We start from the raw sequence: 20,412 nt of genomic DNA on the forward strand, positions 1-20,412 counted from the left end.
GGGAGCGCGCCCCAGCTGCGCGGCGGCCCGGCTCCGTGGGGAGCCGAGCCCGCCCGCGCAGCGGGGCCGACCCGGCAGGCCCGAAACCGGGCCCCCACCCGCGCAGCCGCCCGGCGGCCCCGCTGGGGTGGGATCCGGGCCGGTGGGCGCTACAGCGAGCGCAGCAGCACCGCCGGGGATTCCACGCAGTCCGCCACGTACCGCAGGAAGCCCCCCGCCGTGCCACCGTCGCAGACCCGGTGGTCGAACGTCAGCGACAGCTGGACCACCTGCCGCACCGCCAGCTCGCCCCGGTGGACCCACGGCTTCGGGATGATCCGGCCCACCCCCAGCATGGCCGCCTCCGGGTGGTTGATGATCGGCGTGGAGCCGTCGACCCCGAACACCCCGTAGTTGTTCAGGGTGAACGTCCCGCCCGTCAGGTCCGACGGCGCCAGCTTCCCGGCCCGCGCCAGCTCCGTGAGCCGGGCGAACTCCGCCGACAGGGACTCCGGGCTGCGCGTCTGGGCGTCCCGGACCACCGGGACCATCAGCCCCCGCTCGGTCTGCGCGGCGAAACCGAGGTGCACGGCCGGGAGCCGGACGATCTCCTTCGCCGCCAGGTCCACCGTGGAGTTGAGCTCCGGGTACTTCGCGAGCGCGGCCGTGCAGATCCGGGCCAGCAGCGCCAGTACCGAGATCTTCGGGCCGCCCACGGCGTTCATCGCCGCCCGGGCCGCCATCAGTTCGGTGGCGTCCGCGTCCACCCAGCAGGTGGCCTCAGGGATTTCGCGACGGCTCCGCGACAGCTTCTCCGCCACCGCCCCCCGCAGCCCCTTGAGCGGAATCCGCTCGCCCGCCGGCGCAACCGCCGGCGCAGCCACCGGCTCGGCCACCGGCGCCTGCGCGACCTCCGCCCGCAGCACCGCCTCCACGTCCGCCCGCAGGATCAGCCCCTCGGGACCCGACCCCCGCAGCGCCCGCAAGTCGACCCCGTTGTCCCGGGCCAGCTTCCGTACGAGCGGCGAAATCACCGGAACCGGCCCCGCCACAACGGGAGCCACGACCGGAGCCACAGCCGCAACCGGAGCTGCACCCGGCGCCCCCGGCCGGATCCGCCGCCTGCGCGCCGGCCGCGAGTGGTCCGTGCCGTACCCGACCAGCACGTTCCCCGAACCCGCCGACTCCCCGGACTCCCCGGACTCCGCCGGCCCCGACGGTTCCGCCGGACCCACCGCCACCGTGATCAGCGGTGCGCCGACCGGCAGTTCGGTTCCCTCCTCGCCGAACCGGGCGGTGACCACGCCCCCGTAGGGACACGGCACCTCCACCATCGCCTTCGCCGTCTCGACCTCGACCACCGGCTGGTCGATCTCGACGACGTCGCCGACCGCCACCAGCCAGCGCACGATCTCCGCCTCGGTCAGCCCCTCCCCGAGGTCGGGCAGCTTGAACTCCATCACCTGCGGCATCAGTTCTCCCACTGCAGGCGTCCCACGGTGTCCAGGATCCGGTCCACGCCCGGCAGGTGGTGCTTCTCCAGCATCGGCGGCGGGTACGGGATGTCGAACCCCGTCACCCGCAGCACCGGCGCCTCCAGGTGGTGGAAGCACCGCTCCGTCACCCGAGCGGCGATCTCCGCACCCGGCCCGCCGAAGCCCCCGGCTTCGTGGACCACCACCGCGCGCCCTGTCCGGCGTACCGAGGCGACGACCGTCTCCTCGTCGAACGGGACCAGCGAGCGCAGGTCCACGACCTCCAGGTCCCAGCCCTCCTCGCGCGCCGCCTCGGCCGCCTCCAGGCACACCGGCAGCGACGGCCCGTAGGTGATCAGCGTCGCGCTCGTGCCCGCCCGCCGCACCAGCGCCTTGCCGATGCCCGGCACCTCCGCCGGGGCCTCCGGCGACCACGGCGCCTTCGACCAGTACAGCCGCTTCGGTTCCAGGAAGACCACCGGGTCGTCGCTCGCGATCGACGCGCGCAGCAGCCCGTACGCGTCCTCGACGGTCGCCGGGGTGACCACGGTCAGCCCGGGCGTCGCCACGTAGTACGCCTCGGAGGAGTCGCTGTGGTGCTCCACCCCGCCGATCCCGCCGCCGTACGGCACACGGATGGTGATCGGCAGCGGCATCGCGCCGCGCGTCCGGTTGCGCATCTTCGCCACGTGCGAGATGAGCTGCTCGAAGGCCGGGTAGGCGAACGCGTCGAACTGCATCTCCACGACCGGCCTCAGCCCGTACATGGCCATGCCCACCGCGGCGCCCAGGATCCCGGCCTCCGCGAGCGGGGTGTCCGTACAGCGGTCCTCGCCGAACTCCTTCGCCAGGCCGTCGGTGATCCGGAAGACCCCGCCCAGCGTGCCGACGTCCTCACCCATCACGTGGACCGTCGGGTCCTCCGCCATCGCGTCGCGCATCGCCCTGCCGAGGGCCTGCGCCATGGTCGCCGGCTTCGTCTCCGGCTGCACCGCCACCGTCGCCATCACTCGTTCTCCGCTTCCAGCTCGGCGCGCAGCAGCTCCGCCTGCTCGCGCAGCCGCCCGGTCTGCTCCGCGTAGACGTGCGCGAAGAGGTCCATCGGGTCGAGCACCGGCTCGGCGTTCATCGCGTCCCGCAGGGCCGCCGCCATCGACTCGGCCGCGTCCTTGGCCGCCCGTATGCCCTCCGCGTCCAGCAGCCCGCGCGAGGTCAGCTCGCGCTCCAGCAGTTCCACCGGGTCGTGCGCCTTCCAGGCCTCCACCTCGGAGTCCGTGCGGTAGCGGGTCGCGTCATCGGCGTTGGTGTGCGCCTCGATCCGGTACGTGACCGCCTCGATCAGCGTCGGACCGCCGCCCGAGCGCGCCCGATCGACGGCCTCGGTCAGCACCTCGTGCATCGCGGCGATGTCGTTGCCGTCGACCAGCCGGCCGGGCATCCCGTACCCGACGGCCTTGTGGGCCAGGGTCGGGGCGGCGCTCTGCTTGGCGAGCGGGACGGATATCGCGAAGCCGTTGTTCTGGACCAGGAAGACCACCGGGGCCTGCCACACGGCGGCGAAGTTCAGCGCCTCGTGGAAGTCGCCCTCGCTGGTGCCGCCGTCGCCCACCATGGCGAGCGCGACCACGTCGTCCCCGCGCAGCCGGGCCGCGTGCGCCAGCCCCACCGCGTGCGGCAGCTGGGTGGCGAGCGGGGTGCTCAGCGGGGCGATCCGGAGCTCGCGCGGGTCGTAGCCGGTGTGCCAGTCGCCGCGCAGCAGGGTCAGCGCCTGTACGGGGTCCAGACCGCGCGCCACGGCCGCCAGGGTGTCCCGGTAGCTGGGGAAGAGCCAGTCGCGGTCTTCGAGGACCAGCGCGGCGGCTATCTCGCAGGCCTCCTGGCCGACGGTCGACGGGTAGACGGCGAGCCGCCCCTGCCGGGTGAGCGCGGTGGCCTGGGCGTTGTAGCGGCGGCCGCGCACCAGCTCGGCGTAGTAGCGGCGCATCAGCTCGGCATCGAGCTTGTCCGCCGCCGGGGTGCCCAGCACCCGGTAGGGCTCGGGGTCCGGGAGCAGCGGGGCGGCGTCCGTACGCGGCCTCCAGGCGGGCGGCGGGGTCGAACGGTGGGACGCCCCGGCACCGGGCAGCTCTTGGACCGTCATGGCGGCGTACACCTCCTCGTAGGAAGCGGGCAGGAGAGCCCCGGGTGTGAGGCGCCTCACCTACCGATTGTTCGGTTGTCTGCGCAATTTGGCTACAGGCGCCTCCAGGCTGTGGACAAAGTGGCGCCGGGGCCCTGGGATGGGTGCAGGACGTCCAGGAGAGGGAGGCAGTGGGCAATGCCGGATGAACAAATGGCCGCGGCGGGCTCCGCCGGGGGATCCGCACCGGTCCCGCCCGGAGGCACCAGGGCGGCACCGCCCGCACCGCCCGCTCCTTCCGGACCACCGCCCGGCTCCGCCGCCGCGGCGCCCGTCCCGCCCCGGCCGCTGGACCCGATCGACCGCTCGATCCTGCGACTGCTCCAGGCGGACGGCCGGGCGTCGATACGGTCCGTCGCGGAACAGGTCCACGTGTCCCGGGCCAACGCCTACGCACGGATCAACCGGCTGATCGACGACGGCGTGATCCAGGGCTTCACCGCCCGGGTGAACCACGAACGCGCAGGTCAGGGCGCATCGGCATACATCACGTTGAAGATCGTCCAGAACTCGTGGCGGACGGTGCGCGAGAAGCTGCGCGAGCTGCCGGGCGCGGCTCACATCGCCCTCGTGAGCGGTGACTTCGACGTGCTGCTCCTGGTGCACACCCCGGACAACCGGACCCTGCGCGAGCTGGTCCTCACCCGCCTCCAGTCGATCCCGGAGGTGCTCTCCACCCGGACGCTGCTGGTGTTCGAGGAAACGGATCTACTGGACCCGGGTCCGCTCGGCGGTACCTCCCTCACCCCGCTCACCGAGGAGCAGCCGTAGGCCGTACGAGTGCGCGCAGCGCCCCGAGGAGTTCCGCGACGGCGGCGTCCGCCGCGGGCACCTGGGCGTCGTAGCCCAGGAAGCCGTGGACGAGTCCGGGGTACCGGTACGACGACACCGCAACCCCGGCGTCCGCCAGCGCCCGGGCGTAGGCCAGTCCCTGGTCGCGCAGCGGGTCGAACTCGCCGACGCCGATCACCGCCGGCGCCAGCCCCCGGTGGTCCTCGGCGAGCAGCGGCGAGGCCCGGCCGTCGGCGGCGGTCGCCGGGTCGTTCCCGAGGTAGAGCAGGATGTCGTCCTCGATCTCGGCGGCGGTCAGCCCGTAACCGGTGGCGTTCTCCGCCATCGACGGGTAGCCGCCGCGGCCGGTCAGGTCGGTCACCGGGTACGCCAGCAGCTGCGCGGCGACCGGGGTGCCCCCGTCGCGCAGGGCCAGGGCCACGGCGGCCGCGAGATTGGCGCCCGCGCTGTCCCCGGCGAGCGCGAACACGCCGCTGCCGCCGCCGAAGCGCTCGGGATGGCCGGCGACGTCCCGGGCGACCGCGAGGCAGTCCTCGTAGGCGGCCGGGAAGGGGTGCTCGGGCGCGAGCCGGTAGCCGACGGCGACCACGACCGCCGCCACGTCCCGGCACAGGCGGCGGCAGACCGCGTCGTGGGTGCCCAGGTCGCCGGCGACGAAGCCGCCGCCGTGGCAGAAGACCACGGCCGGCGCGGGGCCCGCGGGCCGCGGCCGGTAGATCCGCACGGGGACCCCGACGAGGGTGTCGTCCGCGACGGAGCCCACGGCGATCGGCGGCTCGGGGGCGACGGCCAGTGAGAGCTGTCGGTTGCCGGCCCGCCTCTCCGCCACGTCCGGCAGCGGGACGGGCGGCGGCCCGTCGGCGCCGAGACGGTGCATGAGGGCGGCGATGTCCGGGTCCAGGGCCATGCCGCCATCGTCACCGCGGCGTGCGGCGGCCGCCGCACGGGCGGAGCCGTTCAGGTGGCCGGGCCCGGACGGCGGCCGTTCAGGCGGTGCTCGTGCGCAGTCCGTCGAAGGCCATGTGGACGACGGCGTCCGCGAGCTGCGCGTGGTCGGCGCCCGGGTACGGGCGGTACCACTCGACGAGGGAGTTCACCATGCCGAACAGCAGGCGGGTGGCGAGCCGGCTGTCGACGTCCGTGCGCAGGTCGCCCTCGGCCGCGGCGGCCTTCAGGAGGTCGGCCACCGCGTGGTCGAACTCGCGGCGGCGCTCCAGCGCCCAGCGCTCGGTGCGCGTGTTGCCCCGCACGCGCAGCAGCAGCGTCACGTACGGCAGTTCGGCCAGCAGCACCTCCACCGTGCGCCGGGTGACGTACTCGACCCGCTCCACGGCGCGGCCGCGCAGCGCGCCGGGCTCCTCCAGGACCGCGAAGAGGCCGTCCAGGGCGCGGCTCACCGCCCGCCTGAGCAGCTCCTCCTTGCCCGCGACGTGGTGGTAGATCGAGGACTTGGAGATGCCCGCGGCCTTGGAGAGGTGTTCCATCGAGGTGCCGTCGTAGCCGCGCTCGTTGAAGACCTGGACCGCCACCGAGAGCAGCGTCTCGGGGGTGTACGTGTCACGCCTGGCGGTGGTCACTGGGCGGCCCCCCGGGCGTCCTGGCCGTCGTCCTCGCGCCCGTCCTCGAAGTCTTCCTCGCCCTCCGCGTGGAAGCCTGCTTCGTCCTCCGCGTAGCCGAGCTTGAACAGCGCGAGGGAGGGCGCGTACCGGCCGCCCGGGCAGCGCTCGTCGAGATGGTGCAGCAGGTCGTACGCCCAGTCGCGGCCGAGGCGCTCGTGCCACGCGGACGGGCCCAGCGGGTAGTTGACGCCGAGCCGCATCGCCGTGTCGATGTCCTCGGCGGTGGCCACGCCGCGGGCGACGGCGTCGGCGGTCAGGTCGATCAGCATCGCGACGGTCCGGGCGACGATCATGCCGGGGACGTCGCCGATGACGGAGACGTCCTTGCCGAGCTTCTGGAAGAGGCCGACGGCCTCCGCGAGGGTGCGCTCGCTGGTGTCGGGGCCGGCGGAGAGCGCGATGCGGGTGGCGTCGCGGTAGTCGAGCGCGAGGTCGAAGTAGACGACGTCCGCGAACTCGACCGAGGTCTTGCCGTCCGCGAGCACGAGCTGGCCCTCGCCGGGCAGCTGGATGTACGGACCTCCGTGCGCGGTGGCGGTGACCGCGATCCCCGCCTCCTCCAAGAGGTCCACCAGACCGGCCGCCGGGCCCAGCTCGCCGACGACGGTGACCTTGGCCGGGGCCTCCTCGGGACCGGCGGTGTGCGGCTGCGGGAGCGGGGCGTCCGGACCGTACGGGAACCAGCCGTGTCCCGACTTGCGGCCGAGGCGGCCGGACTGGACGAGCCGGCGCTGCGCGAGCGAGGGGGTGAACTTGGGGCTGCGGAAGAAGGAGTCCCAGACGGAGCGGGTGACGGCCTCGTTGACGTCCTGGCCGATCAGGTCGGTCAGCTCGAACGGGCCCATCTTGAAGCCGCCGCTCTCGCGGAGCACGGCGTCGATGGTGGCCGGGTCCGCGCCCTGCTCCTCGTACACCGCGAAGGCCTCGGCGTAGAAGGGGCGGGCGATCCGGTTGACGATGAAGCCGGGCGTATCGGCGCAGCGGACCGGCGTCTTGCCCCAGCCCAGGACGGTCTCGTACGCGCGCTCGGCGGCGGCCGGGCCGGTCGCGAAGCCGCTGACCACCTCGACGAGCGGGAGCAACGGTGCCGGGTTGAAGAAGTGCAGGCCGAGGAAGCGGCCGGGGTGGGCGAGGCCGGCGGCGAGCTCGGTGACGGAGAGGGACGAGGTGTTGGTCGCCAGCAGGGTGTCCGGCGAAACCACCCCTTCGAGGGCGGCGAAGAGACCCCGCTTGACGGTGGCGTCCTCGACCACCGCCTCGATGACGAGAGCGGCGTCCGCCAGCTCGGAGAGGGCCTGGGCCGCATTGATCCGGCCGTTCGCCCCGTCCGCGGCGGCCCGGTCCAGCCGGCCCTTGGCGGCCAGCCGCTCGACGCGGTCGCGGACCTGGGCCACGCCGGCGCGGGCCGCGTCGGCGTCGATGTCGTGGATCAGCACGCGGTGACCTGCGAGAAGGGCGACCTGGGCGATGCCCTGCCCCATCGTGCCGGCGCCGATGACCGCCACTGTGCGGGACCGCTCGATTGCTGTCATGACCCGATCCTCCCGCACCGACTTATCCACAGGCTTGCCGGGCCCTCTTGTCCCGACCGATCGTTCGGTTACTCTAACTCCAGTCTGCTCTTCTTCACCCGCCCTTGCCCGATCCGGTTCCCCCGATCCGCACTCCGGTGATCGGGTGAACCAGCCTGATCCCGCCCGGCTCAACGAGGAGTTGGTCCCTGATGGCCGCCGCGCTCACCGTCCCCCAGCTGTCCGACAAGCACCGGTCCACCCTGGACCAGGCGCTCGCGGCCATCCGCAGCCGCGCGTACTGGTCCCCGCATCCCGAGCACCCCAAGGCCTACGGGGAGACCGCCCCGGCCGACGGCCTCGCGGCGTTCGAAGCCGTCCGCGGCACCCGGTTCGACCTCGGGCAGCCCGGCACCGACGGCTGGACCGGCGGGGAGGTGTCCCCGTACGGGCTGGACCTCGGCGTCGAGTACCCGCACGCCGACCCGGACGTGCTGCTGCCCGCGATGCGGGCCGGCATGGGCGCCTGGCGTGACGCGGGCCCCGAGACCCGCGCGCTGGTCTGCATCGAGATCCTGTCCCGGATCTCCGCCCGGACCCACGAGTTCGCGCACGCGGTCATGCACACCAGCGGCCAGGCCTTCATGATGGCGTTCCAGGCGGGCGGCCCGCACGCCCAGGACCGCGGCCTGGAGGCGATCGCGTACGCCTACGAGGAGCAGACCCGCGTTCCTGCGCAGGCGGCCTGGTCGAAGCCGCAGGGCAAGAAGGACCCGCTGGAGCTCGGCAAGACCTTCACCGCCGTACCCCGCGGCATCTCGCTGATGATCGGCTGCAACACCTTCCCGACCTGGAACGGCTACCCAGGGCTCTTCGCCTCCCTGGCCACGGGCAACCCGGTGCTGGTCAAGCCGCACCCGCGCGCCGTGCTCCCGCTGGCGCTGACGGTGCGGGTGGCGCGCGAGGTCCTCGCCGAGGCCGGCTTCGACCCGAACCTGGTCGCGCTGGCGGTCGAGCGTCCGGGCGAGGGCATCGCCAAGACGCTCGCGCTGCGCCCCGAGATCAAGCTGATCGACTACACCGGGTCGACGTCCTTCGGCGAGTGGCTGGAGACCAACGCCCGCCAGGCGCAGGTGTACACGGAGAAGGCGGGCGTCAACACCGTCGTCGTGGACTCCACCGACAACTACAAGGGCATGCTGTCGAACCTCGCGTTCTCGCTGTCCCTGTACAGCGGCCAGATGTGCACCACCCCGCAGAACCTGCTGATCCCCCGGAACGGCATCGAGACGGACGCCGGCCCCAAGTCGTACGACGAGGTCGTCGCCGACCTCGCGGCTGCCGTCGGCGGCCTGCTCGGCGACGACGCCCGGGCCAACGCCCTGCTCGGCGCGCTGGTCAACCCGGACGTCAAGGCCCGGCTGGAGGCGGCGGCCGGCCTGGGCGAGGTCGCGCTGGCCTCCCGGGAGGTGGCGAACCCGGAGTTCCCGGGCGCGGTGGTCCGCACCCCGGTGCTGGTGAAGCTGGACGGCGCCAAGCCGGACGACTCCGCGCCGTACCTGTCGGAGTGCTTCGGCCCGGTGTCGTTCGCGGTGGCGGTCGACTCCACGGCGGATGCGCTGGAGCTGCTGCGGCGCACGGTCCGGGAGAAGGGCGCGATGACCGTCGGCGCGTACACGACGTCCCCGGACACCGAGCGGGCCGTCGAGGAGGTCTGTCTGGAGGAGTCGGCGCAGCTGTCGCTCAACCTGACCGGCGGCGTCTTCGTGAACCAGACCGCGGCGTTCTCCGACTTCCACGGCTCGGGCGGCAACCCGGCGGCCAACGCGGCCCTGTGCGACGGCGCGTTCGTCGCGAACCGCTTCCGCGTGGTGGAGGTCCGCCGCCAGGGCTGACCGCGGGCTGACCGCCCTAGGCGGGCCGTGGCCCTCCCCAGTGGAAGAGGGTCATGGCCACGCTGGTGGCCAGGTTGTAGCTGGACACCTGCGGCCGCATCGGCAGGGACACCAGGTGGTCGGCGCGGGCGCGCAGTTCGGGCGAGATGCCGTGGCGTTCGGAGCCGAAGGCGAGCAGGGCGTCGTCGGGGAGGGTGAGGGCGCGGATGTCCTCGCCCTCCGGGTCGAGCGCGTACACCGGCCCGGGGGGCAGGGTGTCGAGCTCCACCCTCGCGACGGTGGTGGCGTAGTGCAGTCCGGCCCCGGCGCGGACCACGTTGGGGTGCCAGGGGTCGAGGTCGCCGCGGGTGACGACGCCGGTGGCGCCGAAGCCGGCGGCGAGACGGACGACGGCTCCGACGTTGCCGAGGTTGCGCGGGTTGTCCAGTACGACGACGGGCGCGGGCCGGGGCATCCGCTCGAGCCGGGCCCGCCCTTCGCCGGCGTCGGGCCTGACCGCCAGGGCGGCGACCCGGGTGGGGTGTACGCGGTCCAGCAGCGTGCGCAGCTCCGCCCGGCCGGTCAGCCGCGCCACCTGCGCCTCCACGTCCGGAGCAAGCTCGGCGGCGAGCGCCCGCACCGCGTCGGGGTCGTCCGCGACGACGGCCCGGACATCGGCGCCGAAGCGCAGGGCGTGCTTCAGCGCGTGGAACCCGTCGAGGAGTACGAGGTCATCCCGCCCGACGGCCTCCCGCCATGCCCGCACAACCTCATCGCCCCCACCACGCTGCTCATCCATACCGCCGACCCTACGGCCCACCCGCGGACGGGTTCAGCCCCGTGGGGGGGGTGAGGCGCGGGGTCCGGGGCGGAGCCCCGGCAGCCGGTCCCCCAGGGGCACCGCGCCGTCAGCGACCCACCGCGCCGGCGCCGGCCTCGGCCACCGCCACCGCTCCGGTCTCCCGTACCGGCCCTCGCCGCCCCCGCACCCGGGCTACCCCCACGGCCCCCACCCACACCAAGAACCCCGTCGGCAAGAACACCGCATCCGCCGCGATCATCGCCAACGAGAAGAACGGCAACCCCAGCACCACCGCGATCCCGACGTGTTCCAGCATCATCAACCCCAGCAGCACGTTCTTGATCCGCCGGTTGAACAGCGTGAACGGAAACGCCACCTGCACCGCCACCGTCCCGTAGGTCAGCAGCATCACCACCGTCCCGCTCCCCGCCAGCAGCGCCGACAGCCCCGGCCACGGCGTGAAGTAGTCCAGCCGCAGCGGGTAGTACAGCGCCGTCCCGTCCTGCCACCGCGACCCCTGGATCTTGTACCAGCCCGCCGTCGCGTAGATCAGGCACACCTCCGCCATGATCACCAGCATCCCCGCGTTGTGCAGCAGATTCGCCAGGACGTCCAGGAGCGCCCGCCCCTCCCCCTCCGGGGCGTACCGCTCGGCCAGCCACCACACCCCCGCCGTCACCCACAGCGCCCCGAACACCGCCGCCCACAGCACGCCGAACCGCCCGGCCAGCGCCCCGTACGCGAACACCGCCCCCAGCACGCCCCACAGCACCGGCCCCCACGGGCCGCCCCCGCCCCGCCGCGCCCGCCGGGCGTCCAGCGACCACACCCGCGCGCACCGCGTCAGCACCAGGTAGATCGCCATCAGGTGGATGACGTTGTCCCCGCCGTCCCCCATGAACACACTGCGGTTCTGGAGCGAGAGCACCCCCACCATGAACACCACGGACGTCGCCCGCGTCCGCCAGCCCAGTAGCAGCAGCGCGCTCGCGAGCACGGAAACCACGTAGACGGTCTCGAACCACCACGTCGCGTCCGTCCACATCAGGATCGTGAACGCGTGGTTCGAGGCGATCAGCCGTTTCGCCAGCGCCCAGCTCCAGGGCCCGTCCGGCCCGTACAGCTCGTGCCGGTTCGGGAACTCGCGCAGCAGGAAGAAGAGCCACGTCCCGGCGAAGCCGATGCGGACGACCGCGCTCTGGTACGGACCCAACGCCTCCCCGGTGACCCTCGCCAGCCCCCGGCCGGCGGCGGCCCGCGCCCGGCTCAGACCGTCCACCACGGCAGCTCCCGGTAGTACGTCTGGGTGTCGGTGTGTTCCTGGCTCCACTTCGGGGCCGCGACCGCCGCCGTCGCCGAGCGCAGCTGGATCCGTACGATGCGGTCGCCGCCGCGCTGCCACCCCGCCAGCCGGTCCAGGGCGATCCGCCGCAGGTACGCCTCCGACAGTTCGCCGCGCTCGCCGTTCGGCTTGTTGTCGTCGTCGTGGGAGCCGGTGAAGAAGTCCCAGGCCCGCCGGAGCTCGTTCTGCCGGGTGTGGCTCGGCAGCAGGCCGTGCCGGATGGCCGCGCCGTCCTCGGCGGACAGGTCGCGCCATTCGCTGGTGGTCAGCCCGCCGCCGGCCGTCCGCAGCTGCGCCCGTACCTGGACCGCGATGTTCTGCTGGAGCGGGTTGGGGGCGAAGAGCTTCCAGTTCTGTTCGAACTCGGGGTAGATCCAGCCGTCCACGGTCGCCGCGTGCCGCTTGCTCACCGTGTTGGACGGTGCGACGTGCAGGAAGACGAGCGCCAGGTGCGCGCAGGCCGCCACGGCGATCGCGCCCAGGGCCACCGCCGCGAGCACTCGGTACGGGGTGGACAGGCCGGCGATGCCGGGGGAGCGCGGCGCCGTGACGGGCGCCGGAGCGGCCTGTCCAGCGAGCTTTCGCCCGTTCGAATCCATCGCGTCCCGATCGTCCGGCGTCCACAGGGTTGCCCACAGAGGTTGACACCCTACGGGCCGTCGTCCCACCATTGAAGAGGATGAACCGAACGATCGGTCGGTCGGGCGGAAAGCAGACTCTGACAGGGGGCCGGGATGGTCACAGTGACCCCGGAATCTGGGCAGGAAGCAGGCCTGGGCGCAGGCCCCGCGCAGTCGGGGCCCGGTGCCGAGGGTGGGATCGGCGATCTCGGCGCGCAGCTCGCCGCCGCGTTCGACGCCGCCGTGGCGGCGGACGAGCGGGTCGAGCCCCGCGACTGGATGCCCGACGAATACCGCGCCTCCCTGGTCCGCCAGATGGCCCAGCACGCCCACTCCGAGATCATCGGCATGCAGCCCGAGGCCAACTGGATCACCCGCGCGCCCTCGCTGCGCCGCAAGGCGATCCTGATGGCCAAGGTCCAGGACGAGGCGGGCCACGGCCTCTACCTGTACAGCGCCGCGGAGACCCTCGGCACCAGTCGTGACGAACTGCTCGACAAGCTCCACTCGGGGAAGCAGAAGTACTCCTCGATCTTCAACTACCCCACCCTGACCTGGGCCGATGTCGGTGCGATCGGCTGGCTCGTGGACGGGGCGGCGATCACCAACCAGGTGCCCATCTGCCGCTGTTCGTACGGTCCGTACGCGCGCGCCATGGTCCGCATCTGCAAGGAGGAGTCCTTCCACCAGCGCCAGGGGTACGAGCTGCTCCTGGCCCTGTCGAAGGGCACCGAGGCCCAGCACGCCATGGCCCAGGACGCCGTCGACCGGTGGTGGTGGCCGTCACTGATGATGTTCGGCCCGCCGGACGGCGAGTCGGCGCATTCGGCCCAGTCGATGGCCTGGCGGATCAAGCGCCACTCGAACGACGAGCTGCGCCAGCGTTTCGTCGACATCGCCGTGCCCCAGGCCGAGTCACTCGGGCTGACCCTGCCCGACCCGGACCTCAAGTGGAACGAGGAGCGCGGGCACTACGACTTCGGCGCGATCGACTGGGCCGAGTTCTGGAACGTGCTCAAGGGCAACGGCCCGTGCAACGAGCAGCGCCTCAGCCAGCGGCGCACGGCCCACGAGGAAGGCGCCTGGGTCCGGGACGCGGCCGCGGCGTACGCGGCGAAGCAGGCGGCGCGGCAGGCCGGCCGCCCGGCGGACGACACCACCGCAGCACACGCCGGGGCCCCGGCGACGAACCACGAGGAGATCCAGGCATGACGCAGAACTGGCCGCTGTGGGAGGTGTTCGTCCGCTCGCGGCGCGGCCTTTCGCACACGCACGCGGGAAGCCTGCACGCCCCGGACGCGGAGATGGCCCTGCGCAACGCCCGCGACCTCTACACGCGGCGGAGCGAAGGCGTCTCGATCTGGGTGGTGCCCTCCACCGAGATCACCGCCTCCTCGCCGGACGAGCGGGACCCGTTCTTCGCCCCGGCCGCCGACAAGCCGTACCGCCACCCCACCTTCTACGAGATCCCCGAGGGGGTGCGCCACCTGTGAACAGCCCTGAGAACACCCGGGCGACCGGCGCTGTGACGGGCGAGGTGACCGGTACCGATCGGGTCCGGTCCGCCGCCCTCGCCCTCGGGGACGACGCGCTGGTCCTCTCACACCGCCTCGGTCAATGGGCGGGCCACGCGCCCGTCCTGGAGGAAGAGGTGGCCCTCGCCAACATCGCCCTCGACCTGCTCGGCCAGGCCCGCCTCCTGCTGTCCATGGCCGGCGACGAGGACGAGCTGGCGTTCCTCCGCGAGGAGCGCTCCTTCCGCAACCTGCAGCTGGTCGAACAGCCGAACGGCGACTTCGCCCACACCATCGCCCGGCAGCTCTACTTCTCGCTCTACCAGCACGAGCTGTACGCGGAACTGGCCGTCGGCGACGGTCCGTTCTCGCCCCTGGCGGCCAAGGCCGTCAAGGAGACCGCGTACCACCGCGACCACGCCGAGCAGTGGACGCTGCGGCTCGGCGACGGCACGCAGGAGAGCAACGCCCGGATCCGGGCCGCGCTGGACGCGCTGTGGAAGTACACCGGCGAGATGTTCCAGCCGGTGGACGGGCTCGAAGGCGTCGAATGGGCCGCCCTGGAGGAGCGCTGGCTGGCCGCGCTCGGCGCGGTCCTGGAGCGCGCCGGGCTCACCCTGCCCGAAGGACCGCGTACGGGGGCCTGGGCCGCCGGGGCCGGCCGGCAGGGGCTGCACACCGAGCCGTTCGGCCGGATGCTCGCGGAGATGCAGCACCTGCACCGCAGCCATCCGGGGGCGTCATGGTGACCGACGCCGCCCCCGGCGCGGGTACGGGCGCCGGGGGGACGACCCGCCTGGAGGCGGAGCTGGCCGAACTCGCCGGCTCCGTCCCCGACCCGGAGCTGCCCGTCCTCACCCTCGCCGAGCTCGGTGTCATGCGCGGGGTGCGGATGCACGAGGACGGCCATGCCGAGGTCATGCTCACCCCCACCTACACCGGCTGCCCGGCGATCGAGGCCATGTCCGCCGACATCCAGCGGATCCTGACCGGGCACGGCATCCCCGAGGTGCGGGTGACCACGGTGCTGGCCCCCGCCTGGTCGACCGACGACATCAGCGCCGAGGGGCGGCGCAAGCTCGCCGAGTTCGGCATAGCTCCGCCCCGCCCGCACGCCGCGGACGGCCCGGTCCCGCTCACGCTGTCGGTCCGCTGCCCGCACTGCGGATCGACCGACACCGAACTGCTCAGCCGGTTCTCCTCCACCGCGTGCAAGGCGCTGCGCCGCTGCGTCGCCTGCCGTGAACCGTTCGACCACTTCAAGGAGCTGTAAATGGCCGTGCCGCCGCCGTCGCCCACGCCGGGGTCGCCGCGTCCCGCGCGCCACGGCGCCTTCCACTCCCTCACGGTGGCGGCGGTCGACCGGCTCACCGACGACTCCGTGGCCCTGACCCTGCGGGTCCCGCAGGAACTGCGGGCCGAGTACCGGCATGCGCCGGGCCAGCACCTGACGCTGCGCCGCAGCACCCCGGAGGGATCCGAGGTCCGCCGCACCTACTCGATCTGCTCCCCCGCCCCGGGCGAGACGGGCCCCGCACTGCTGCGGGTCGGCGTACGGCTCGTGGAGGGCGGCGAGTTCTCCACGTTCGCGCACAAGGAGATCGCCGCCGGGGACGTCCTGGACGTGATGGTCCCGGCCGGACGGTTCGTGCTGGACCCGGCCGCGGCGCCCGCCGCCGCGCACTACGCGGCGATCGTCGGCGGCAGCGGGATCACCCCGGTGCTGTCGATCGCCGCCTCCCTGCTGGCGGCCCGTCCCGATGCCCGTTTCTGCCTGGTGCGCAGTGACCGTACGGCGGCTTCGACGATGTTCCTGGAGGAGGTCGCCGACCTCAAGGACCGCTATCCCGACCGGTTCCAGCTCGTCACCGTGCTGTCCCGGGAGGAGCAGGAGGCCGGGCTGCCCTCCGGGCGGCTGGACGAGCAGCGGCTGACCGCCCTGCTGCCGGCGCTGCTGCCGGTCGCGGAGGTGACGGGCTGGTTCCTGTGCGGCCCGTACGGGCTGGTGCAGGGCGCGGAGCGGGCGCTGCACGCCCTGGGGGTGGTACGGACGCGGGTGCACGAGGAGATCTTCCACGTCGAGGACACCGCCCCGCCTGCCATCGGGCGGGCCGGCTCGGCCGCCGCCTCCAGAGGCCGGGTCACCGCCCGCCTCGACGGCCGCTCGGGCACCTGGCCGGTCCAGGACGGGGAGTCGCTGCTGGACGCCGTCCTGCGCAACCGCGCGGACGCTCCGTACGCCTGCAAGGGCGGGGTCTGCGGGACCTGCCGGGCGTTCCTCGTGTCGGGCGAGGTGCGGATGGAGCGGAACTTCGCGCTGGAGGAGGAGGAGACGGAGGCCGGTTTCGTGCTCGCCTGCCAGTCCCACGCGGTGACGGAGGAAGTGGAGATCGACTTCGACCGCTGACCGGGGGTCCTCCCGGTAGGTGTGCACAGGCCGGCCGTCCCGCACGGGTGGAGGCCTCGAAGGCTGTGCTTTTCGCAGCGGCTGCTCTATCTTGACGCTCCGTCAGATCAGAGCACCGCTTCGAACCGACAGGGTCCGGTGGACACCCGGGAGGACAGGCAGTGGACTTCACCTTCACCGAGGAGCAGCAGGCCGCCGTCGAAGCGGCCAGGGCCGTGTTCGCGGGTGTCTCGCCCGACAGCGTTCCGAGTCCCGCGCTCACCCCGGGAGCGGTGGCCGACGACTTCGACCGGCCGTTGTGGGCTCGGCTGGCCGGGTCCGACCTGCTGAGCCTGGTCCTCGCCGAGGAACACGGCGGGGCCGGGCTCGACGCCATCACCCTCTGCCTGGTGCTGCGCGAGGCGGCGAAGGTGCTGGCCCGGGTACCGCTGCTGGAGCACTGCGCCACCGCCATGGCGGTCCAGGCCCACGGCAGCCCGGCACTGGCCTCCGCCCTGCTTCCCGGAGCCGGGCGCGGGGCCCTCGTCCTCACCGCCGCCGCCCACGGCCGCACCGGCCACGATCCGGCCGAACTCGCCGTCACCGCCCGCCCCGACGGAGCACGCTGGGTCCTGACCGGGGTACAGACCTCCGTCCCCTGGGCGCAGAGCGCCGACTGGATCGCCGTACCCGCCCACACCGGGGAAGGGGCGGCGGTCCTCGCACTGGTTCCCCCGGGCACCGAGGGGCTGACCTTCGCGGACCAGTACTCCACCAGCGGGGAGCGGCTCGCCCACCTCACCCTGGACGGCGCCCGGGTGCCCTCCACGCACGTCATCGACGACCCGGAGGCATGGCAGCTGCTCCACCGGTTGCTGACGACCGGCACCTGCGCCCTCGCGCTCGGCCTCGGCGAAGCCGTCCTGGGCATGACCAGCCAGTACACCGGCAAACGGGAGCAGTTCGGTTTCCCCGTCGCCACCTTCCAGGCCGTCGCCGTGCAGGCAGCGGACCGGTACATCGACCTGCGCGCGATGGAGGTCACCCTCTGGCAGGCGGCCTGGCGGCTGGAGAGCGCGGCAGCGGGCGCGGGGGGCCCGCTGCCGGTCGCCGGTGATGTCGCGGTGGCCAAGATCTGGGCCTCAGAGGGCGTACGCCGGGTCGTGCAGACCGCCCAGCACCTGCACGGCGGCTTCGGCGCCGACACCGACTACGCACTGCACCGCTACCACGCCTGGGCCAAGCAGCTGGAACTCCAGCTCGGACCGGCCGCCGCGCACGAGGAGGCGCTGGGAGACCTGCTGGCGGCCCATCCGCTCGGCTGACCCGCCCCGGCCGGTCCTCACCGGTGGGTCCGCGGCGGCCGGCCGCGCCTTACAGCACGAAGGGCGGGTTGCTGCTCTCGCTGACCATCGGGCGGCCTGCGCCCTCCCAGGCCTGCATGCCGCCGTCGATGTTCACGGCGTCCATGCCCTGACGCACGAGGTACTGGGTGACCTGCGCGGAACGTCCGCCCACCCGGCACATCACGTGTACCCGGCCGCCGTCCTCGACGGCCTCGGTGAGCTCGCCGAAGCGGGCCACGAAGTCGCTCATCGGGATGTGCAGTGCGCCCTCGACATGCCCGGCCGCCCATTCGTCGTCCTCGCGGACGTCCAGGACAAAGCCTTCGGAGGGCACCTCGGCGGCACCCACCGAGGGAAGCGGTCCGAAGTTCATACGTCGCCTTCTCTCGTCACAGATCCGGACCCCAACCTATACCGGCCCGGATCCCGTCGAGTCCGACGCGGGCGGCCGCCCACCCGGCCGTGCGCCGCGCGGCTCACCGCCGTCACTGCTCCGCGCCGTCACTGCTCCGCGCCGTCACTGCTCCGCGCCGTCACTGCTCCGCGGTCAGACCCGCCAGCTCCGACTCCCGCTCGGAGACCTGGGCCAGCAGCTGCTCCGCGATCTCCTCCAGCAGCCGGTCCGGGTCGTCCGGGGCCATCCGCAGCATCGACCCGATCGCGCTCTCCTCCAGCTCCCGGGCGACCGCCGCCAAGAGCTCCTTGCGCCGCGCCAGCCACTCCAGCCGGGCGTACAGCTCCTCGCTCTCGCTCGGGCGTGCCGCCTCCGGCGCCGGGCCCGCCGCCCACTCCTCGGCCAGCTCACGGAGCAGGGCTTCCTCACCCCGCCCGTAGGCCGCATTGACCCGGGCGATGAACGCGTCGCGCCGCGTCCGCTCGGCCTCGTCCTGGGCGAGGTCCGGATGCGCCTTGCGCACCAGCTCCCGGTACAGCCTGCGTACCTCCTCCGTCGGACGCACCCGCTCCGGCGGCCGCACCGTCCGGTCGGTGAGCATCGCGGACGCGTCGTCGGAGATCCCGTCGGAGTCCATCCAGTCGTGGAACAGCTCGTCGACCCCGGGCATCGGCATCACCAGCGACCGCGCGTCGCGGGCCCGCCGCAGGTCCTCGGGGTCGCCGGTGCGCGCCGCTTTCGCCTCCGCGATCAGCGCGTCCAGCTCGTCCAGCCGCGAGTACATCGGGCCGAGCTTCTGGTGGTGCAGCCTGGAGAAGTTCTCCACCTCGACCCGGAAGGTCTCCACCGCGATCTCGAACTCGATCAGCGCCTGCTCGGCGGCGCGCACCGCCCGGTCGAGCCGGGCCTCGGGCCGCTCGTCGCCGGAGTCGGCGGGCTCTTGGGGGACTGTCTGCTCCGTGTGCTCGCTCACCCGGCCAGCCTAAGGCCCGCCCGCCCCGGTGGATGTTTCGTGTTTCACGTGAAACACCCACCGGTGTCGGATCGGCGTTTCACGTGAAACACCCACCAGTATCCGGACCCGCCGGCCGTCTCCGGAGGGCCGGACGGCTCAGACGCCGAACTCGGCCGCGATCCGGCCCGACCGGACCGCCGCCACCAGATAGGCGTGGTCGGCCTCGCTGCGGTCCGCATAGGCCACGGCGAAGTCGGCCATCGCCTCGTCCAGCTCCTCGTTCTTGCCGCAGTAGCCGGCGAGCACCCGCGGATCGGCGCTGTGCGCGTGGGCCCGGGCCAGCAGGGCGCCGGTCATCCGGCCGTAGTCGTCGATCTGCTCGGGGGCGAGCGCCGCCGGGTCCACACTGCCCTTGCGGTTGCGGAACTGGCGGACCTGGTAGGGCCGCCCCTCCACGGTGGTCCAGCCCAGCAGGATGTCCGAGACCACCTGCATCCGCTGCTGCCCGGCCACCACCCGGCGGCCCTCGTGCTCCTCCTCCGGCGCGTGGAAGCCCAGCGCGGGCAGGTGCGGCAGCAGCACCGACGGCCGCGCCTCCTTCACCTGGAGCACGAGCGGCTCCCCGCGGTGGTCCAGCAGCAGCACCACGTACGAGCGGGTGCCGACGCTGCCGGTGCCCACCACGCGGAACGCCACGTCATGGATGGCGTACCGGGCCAGCAGCGGCAGCCGGTCGCCCTGGAGGGTGTTGAGGTACGGGCCCAGCGAGGCCGCCACGGCGGCCGCCTCGTCGTCCCCGACCCGCCGCAGGACCGGGAGGGCGTCCACGAAGCGGCGGAACCCGTCGGGGCAGGCCTCCGTCGACTTGGCGGCGAACCGGGCCGAGGTGTTGTTGCGGGCCTTCTCCGAGACCCGTTCGAGGGTGCCCAGCAGGTCCCGGGCATCGGTGTGCGAGACCAGTTCCTCGTCCGCGATGGCGTTCCACGCGTCGAGCGCGGGCAGCTTGGCCAGCAGCCGCATGGTCCGCCGGTAGGCGCCGACCGCATCGAGCGCGGCCGCCCGGCAGGTGTCCTCGTCCGCCCCCGCCACCCGGCCGGCCAGCACCAGCGAGGTCGCCAGCCGCTTCACGTCCCACTCCCAGGGACCGAACACGGTCTCGTCGAAGTCGTTCAGGTCGATGACGAGCCGGCCGCGCGCGTCCCCGTAGAGGCCGAAGTTCGCCGCGTGCGCGTCCCCGCAGATCTGCGCGCCGACGCCGGTCACCGGGCCGCCGGACAGGTCGTGCGCCATCAGGCCGGCCGCGCCGCGCAGGAACGCGAAGGGGTTCGCGGCCATCCGGCCGACTCGGATCGGGGTGAGTTCCGCTACCCGCCCGACGTTGGACTCCTCGACCGCGCGGACGGCGTCCGGCCGTCCGGCCGGAGCCTCGAACCGTGCGTGCGCCGAGCGCGGTACGCGGGCCCGCAGCGCCCTGCCGGTCTCCTTGGCCGAGCCCGCCACGACCCGTGGCGCGAACCCGGCCACCCGCGGTATCCGCCCGGCCCCCGTCGCCGGTTCCGCCGCCACTGCCTGCTCCGCCGGTACCGCCACCATGCGTGCCGCCCCCCACCCGTAACTGCCGTAC

The 20,412-nt window shown here is 73.4% G+C and carries 20 protein-coding genes; 8 read left to right on the forward strand and 12 right to left on the reverse strand.

Annotation, left to right across the window (positions count from 1 at the left end; translation table 11 throughout):
• Positions 1-149 precede the first annotated feature (149 nt).
• Genes ACZ4M3_RS09940 through pdhA form a run of 3 tightly spaced genes read right to left on the reverse strand, consistent with a single transcriptional unit; the run spans position 150 to position 3,594 of the window.
• Entirely contained in the window at positions 150-1,451 is a 1,302-nt protein-coding gene (locus ACZ4M3_RS09940) for a dihydrolipoamide acetyltransferase family protein (protein ID WP_467731109.1), read from the reverse strand.
• Positions 1,451-2,461 carry an alpha-ketoacid dehydrogenase subunit beta gene (locus tag ACZ4M3_RS09945; RefSeq protein WP_467731110.1) on the reverse strand — a complete coding sequence of 337 codons (1,011 nt, stop codon included), beginning with the start codon at positions 2,459-2,461 and terminating at the stop codon, positions 1,451-1,453. The genes ACZ4M3_RS09940 and ACZ4M3_RS09945 overlap by 1 nt, the downstream gene beginning before the upstream one ends.
• Positions 2,461-3,594 (reverse strand): pyruvate dehydrogenase (acetyl-transferring) E1 component subunit alpha, encoded by a 1,134-nt coding sequence (pdhA, locus tag ACZ4M3_RS09950; protein WP_467731342.1) that lies wholly within the window; start codon positions 3,592-3,594, stop codon positions 2,461-2,463. The genes ACZ4M3_RS09945 and pdhA overlap by 1 nt, the downstream gene beginning before the upstream one ends.
• Positions 3,595-3,771: 177 nt before the next feature.
• Between pdhA and ACZ4M3_RS09955 the strand changes: the two genes are divergently transcribed.
• The gene (locus ACZ4M3_RS09955; protein ID WP_467731111.1) at positions 3,772-4,404 is read left to right on the forward strand and encodes an Lrp/AsnC family transcriptional regulator; all 633 of its coding nucleotides are present in this window, start codon (positions 3,772-3,774) and stop codon (positions 4,402-4,404) included.
• Here ACZ4M3_RS09955 and ACZ4M3_RS09960 read toward each other — a convergent pair.
• From ACZ4M3_RS09960 to ACZ4M3_RS09970, 3 genes are all read right to left on the reverse strand, one after another.
• Entirely contained in the window at positions 4,385-5,332 is a 948-nt protein-coding gene (locus ACZ4M3_RS09960; RefSeq protein WP_467731112.1) for an alpha/beta hydrolase, read from the reverse strand. The two genes, ACZ4M3_RS09955 and ACZ4M3_RS09960, sit on opposite strands and share 20 nt — an antisense overlap.
• A 79-nt stretch (positions 5,333-5,411) precedes the next feature.
• The gene (locus tag ACZ4M3_RS09965; RefSeq protein ID WP_467731113.1) at positions 5,412-6,002 is read right to left on the reverse strand and encodes a TetR/AcrR family transcriptional regulator; all 591 of its coding nucleotides are present in this window, start codon (positions 6,000-6,002) and stop codon (positions 5,412-5,414) included.
• A complete protein-coding gene (locus ACZ4M3_RS09970; protein WP_467731114.1) occupies positions 5,999-7,576 on the reverse strand; it encodes a 3-hydroxyacyl-CoA dehydrogenase in 1,578 nt (525 codons plus the stop codon). The genes ACZ4M3_RS09965 and ACZ4M3_RS09970 overlap by 4 nt, the downstream gene beginning before the upstream one ends.
• A 191-nt stretch (positions 7,577-7,767) precedes the next feature.
• Between ACZ4M3_RS09970 and paaN the strand changes: the two genes are divergently transcribed.
• A complete protein-coding gene (paaN, locus tag ACZ4M3_RS09975; protein ID WP_467731115.1) occupies positions 7,768-9,450 on the forward strand; it encodes a phenylacetic acid degradation protein PaaN in 1,683 nt (560 codons plus the stop codon).
• Between the two features lie 16 nt (positions 9,451-9,466).
• Here paaN and ACZ4M3_RS09980 read toward each other — a convergent pair whose 3' ends face one another.
• The 3 genes from ACZ4M3_RS09980 to ACZ4M3_RS09990 form a co-directional block, all read right to left on the reverse strand.
• Positions 9,467-10,228 carry a TrmH family RNA methyltransferase gene (locus ACZ4M3_RS09980; protein ID WP_467731116.1) on the reverse strand — a complete coding sequence of 254 codons (762 nt, stop codon included), beginning with the start codon at positions 10,226-10,228 and terminating at the stop codon, positions 9,467-9,469.
• 109 nt (positions 10,229-10,337) lie between these two features.
• The gene (locus ACZ4M3_RS09985) at positions 10,338-11,513 is read right to left on the reverse strand and encodes an HTTM domain-containing protein (protein WP_467731117.1); all 1,176 of its coding nucleotides are present in this window, start codon (positions 11,511-11,513) and stop codon (positions 10,338-10,340) included.
• Positions 11,498-12,172 (reverse strand): DUF5819 family protein, encoded by a 675-nt coding sequence (locus tag ACZ4M3_RS09990; protein ID WP_467731118.1) that lies wholly within the window; start codon positions 12,170-12,172, stop codon positions 11,498-11,500. The genes ACZ4M3_RS09985 and ACZ4M3_RS09990 overlap by 16 nt, the downstream gene beginning before the upstream one ends.
• A gap of 135 nt (positions 12,173-12,307) precedes the next feature.
• Here ACZ4M3_RS09990 and paaA point away from each other — a divergent pair, with 135 nt between their 5' ends.
• From paaA to ACZ4M3_RS10020, 6 genes are all read left to right on the forward strand, one after another.
• Positions 12,308-13,405: a 1,2-phenylacetyl-CoA epoxidase subunit PaaA gene (gene paaA / locus ACZ4M3_RS09995; protein WP_467731119.1), complete on the forward strand. Its 1,098-nt coding sequence runs from the start codon at positions 12,308-12,310 to the stop codon at positions 13,403-13,405.
• Positions 13,402-13,686, forward strand: a complete 285-nt coding sequence (paaB, locus tag ACZ4M3_RS10000) for a 1,2-phenylacetyl-CoA epoxidase subunit PaaB (protein ID WP_136210255.1) — start codon at positions 13,402-13,404, stop codon at positions 13,684-13,686. Before paaA ends, paaB begins: the two co-directional genes overlap by 4 nt.
• Positions 13,687-13,718: 32 nt before the next feature.
• Positions 13,719-14,456 carry a 1,2-phenylacetyl-CoA epoxidase subunit PaaC gene (paaC, locus tag ACZ4M3_RS10005; RefSeq protein WP_467731343.1) on the forward strand — a complete coding sequence of 246 codons (738 nt, stop codon included), beginning with the start codon at positions 13,719-13,721 and terminating at the stop codon, positions 14,454-14,456.
• Positions 14,450-14,980, forward strand: a complete 531-nt coding sequence (gene paaD, locus ACZ4M3_RS10010) for a 1,2-phenylacetyl-CoA epoxidase subunit PaaD (protein ID WP_467731120.1) — start codon at positions 14,450-14,452, stop codon at positions 14,978-14,980. Before paaC ends, paaD begins: the two co-directional genes overlap by 7 nt.
• The gene (locus ACZ4M3_RS10015) at positions 14,981-16,114 is read left to right on the forward strand and encodes a 2Fe-2S iron-sulfur cluster-binding protein (protein WP_467731121.1); all 1,134 of its coding nucleotides are present in this window, start codon (positions 14,981-14,983) and stop codon (positions 16,112-16,114) included. It begins immediately after the preceding gene.
• A 161-nt stretch (positions 16,115-16,275) separates the two neighbouring features.
• Entirely contained in the window at positions 16,276-17,418 is a 1,143-nt protein-coding gene (locus tag ACZ4M3_RS10020) for an acyl-CoA dehydrogenase family protein (RefSeq protein WP_467731122.1), read from the forward strand.
• A 49-nt stretch (positions 17,419-17,467) separates the two neighbouring features.
• On the opposite strand, the gene ACZ4M3_RS10025 is transcribed toward ACZ4M3_RS10020, so the two are convergent.
• The 3 genes from ACZ4M3_RS10025 to ACZ4M3_RS10035 form a co-directional block, all read right to left on the reverse strand.
• Positions 17,468-17,812, reverse strand: a complete 345-nt coding sequence (locus tag ACZ4M3_RS10025) for a rhodanese-like domain-containing protein (RefSeq protein WP_467731123.1) — start codon at positions 17,810-17,812, stop codon at positions 17,468-17,470.
• Between the two features lie 160 nt (positions 17,813-17,972).
• Positions 17,973-18,806 carry a J domain-containing protein gene (locus ACZ4M3_RS10030; RefSeq protein ID WP_467731124.1) on the reverse strand — a complete coding sequence of 278 codons (834 nt, stop codon included), beginning with the start codon at positions 18,804-18,806 and terminating at the stop codon, positions 17,973-17,975.
• Between the two features lie 138 nt (positions 18,807-18,944).
• Positions 18,945-20,381, reverse strand: a complete 1,437-nt coding sequence (locus ACZ4M3_RS10035; protein WP_467731125.1) for a DUF2252 domain-containing protein — start codon at positions 20,379-20,381, stop codon at positions 18,945-18,947.
• Between the last annotated feature and the right edge of the window lie 31 nt (positions 20,382-20,412).

It is taken from the genome of Streptomyces sp. NPDC026522 (assembly GCF_055567555.1).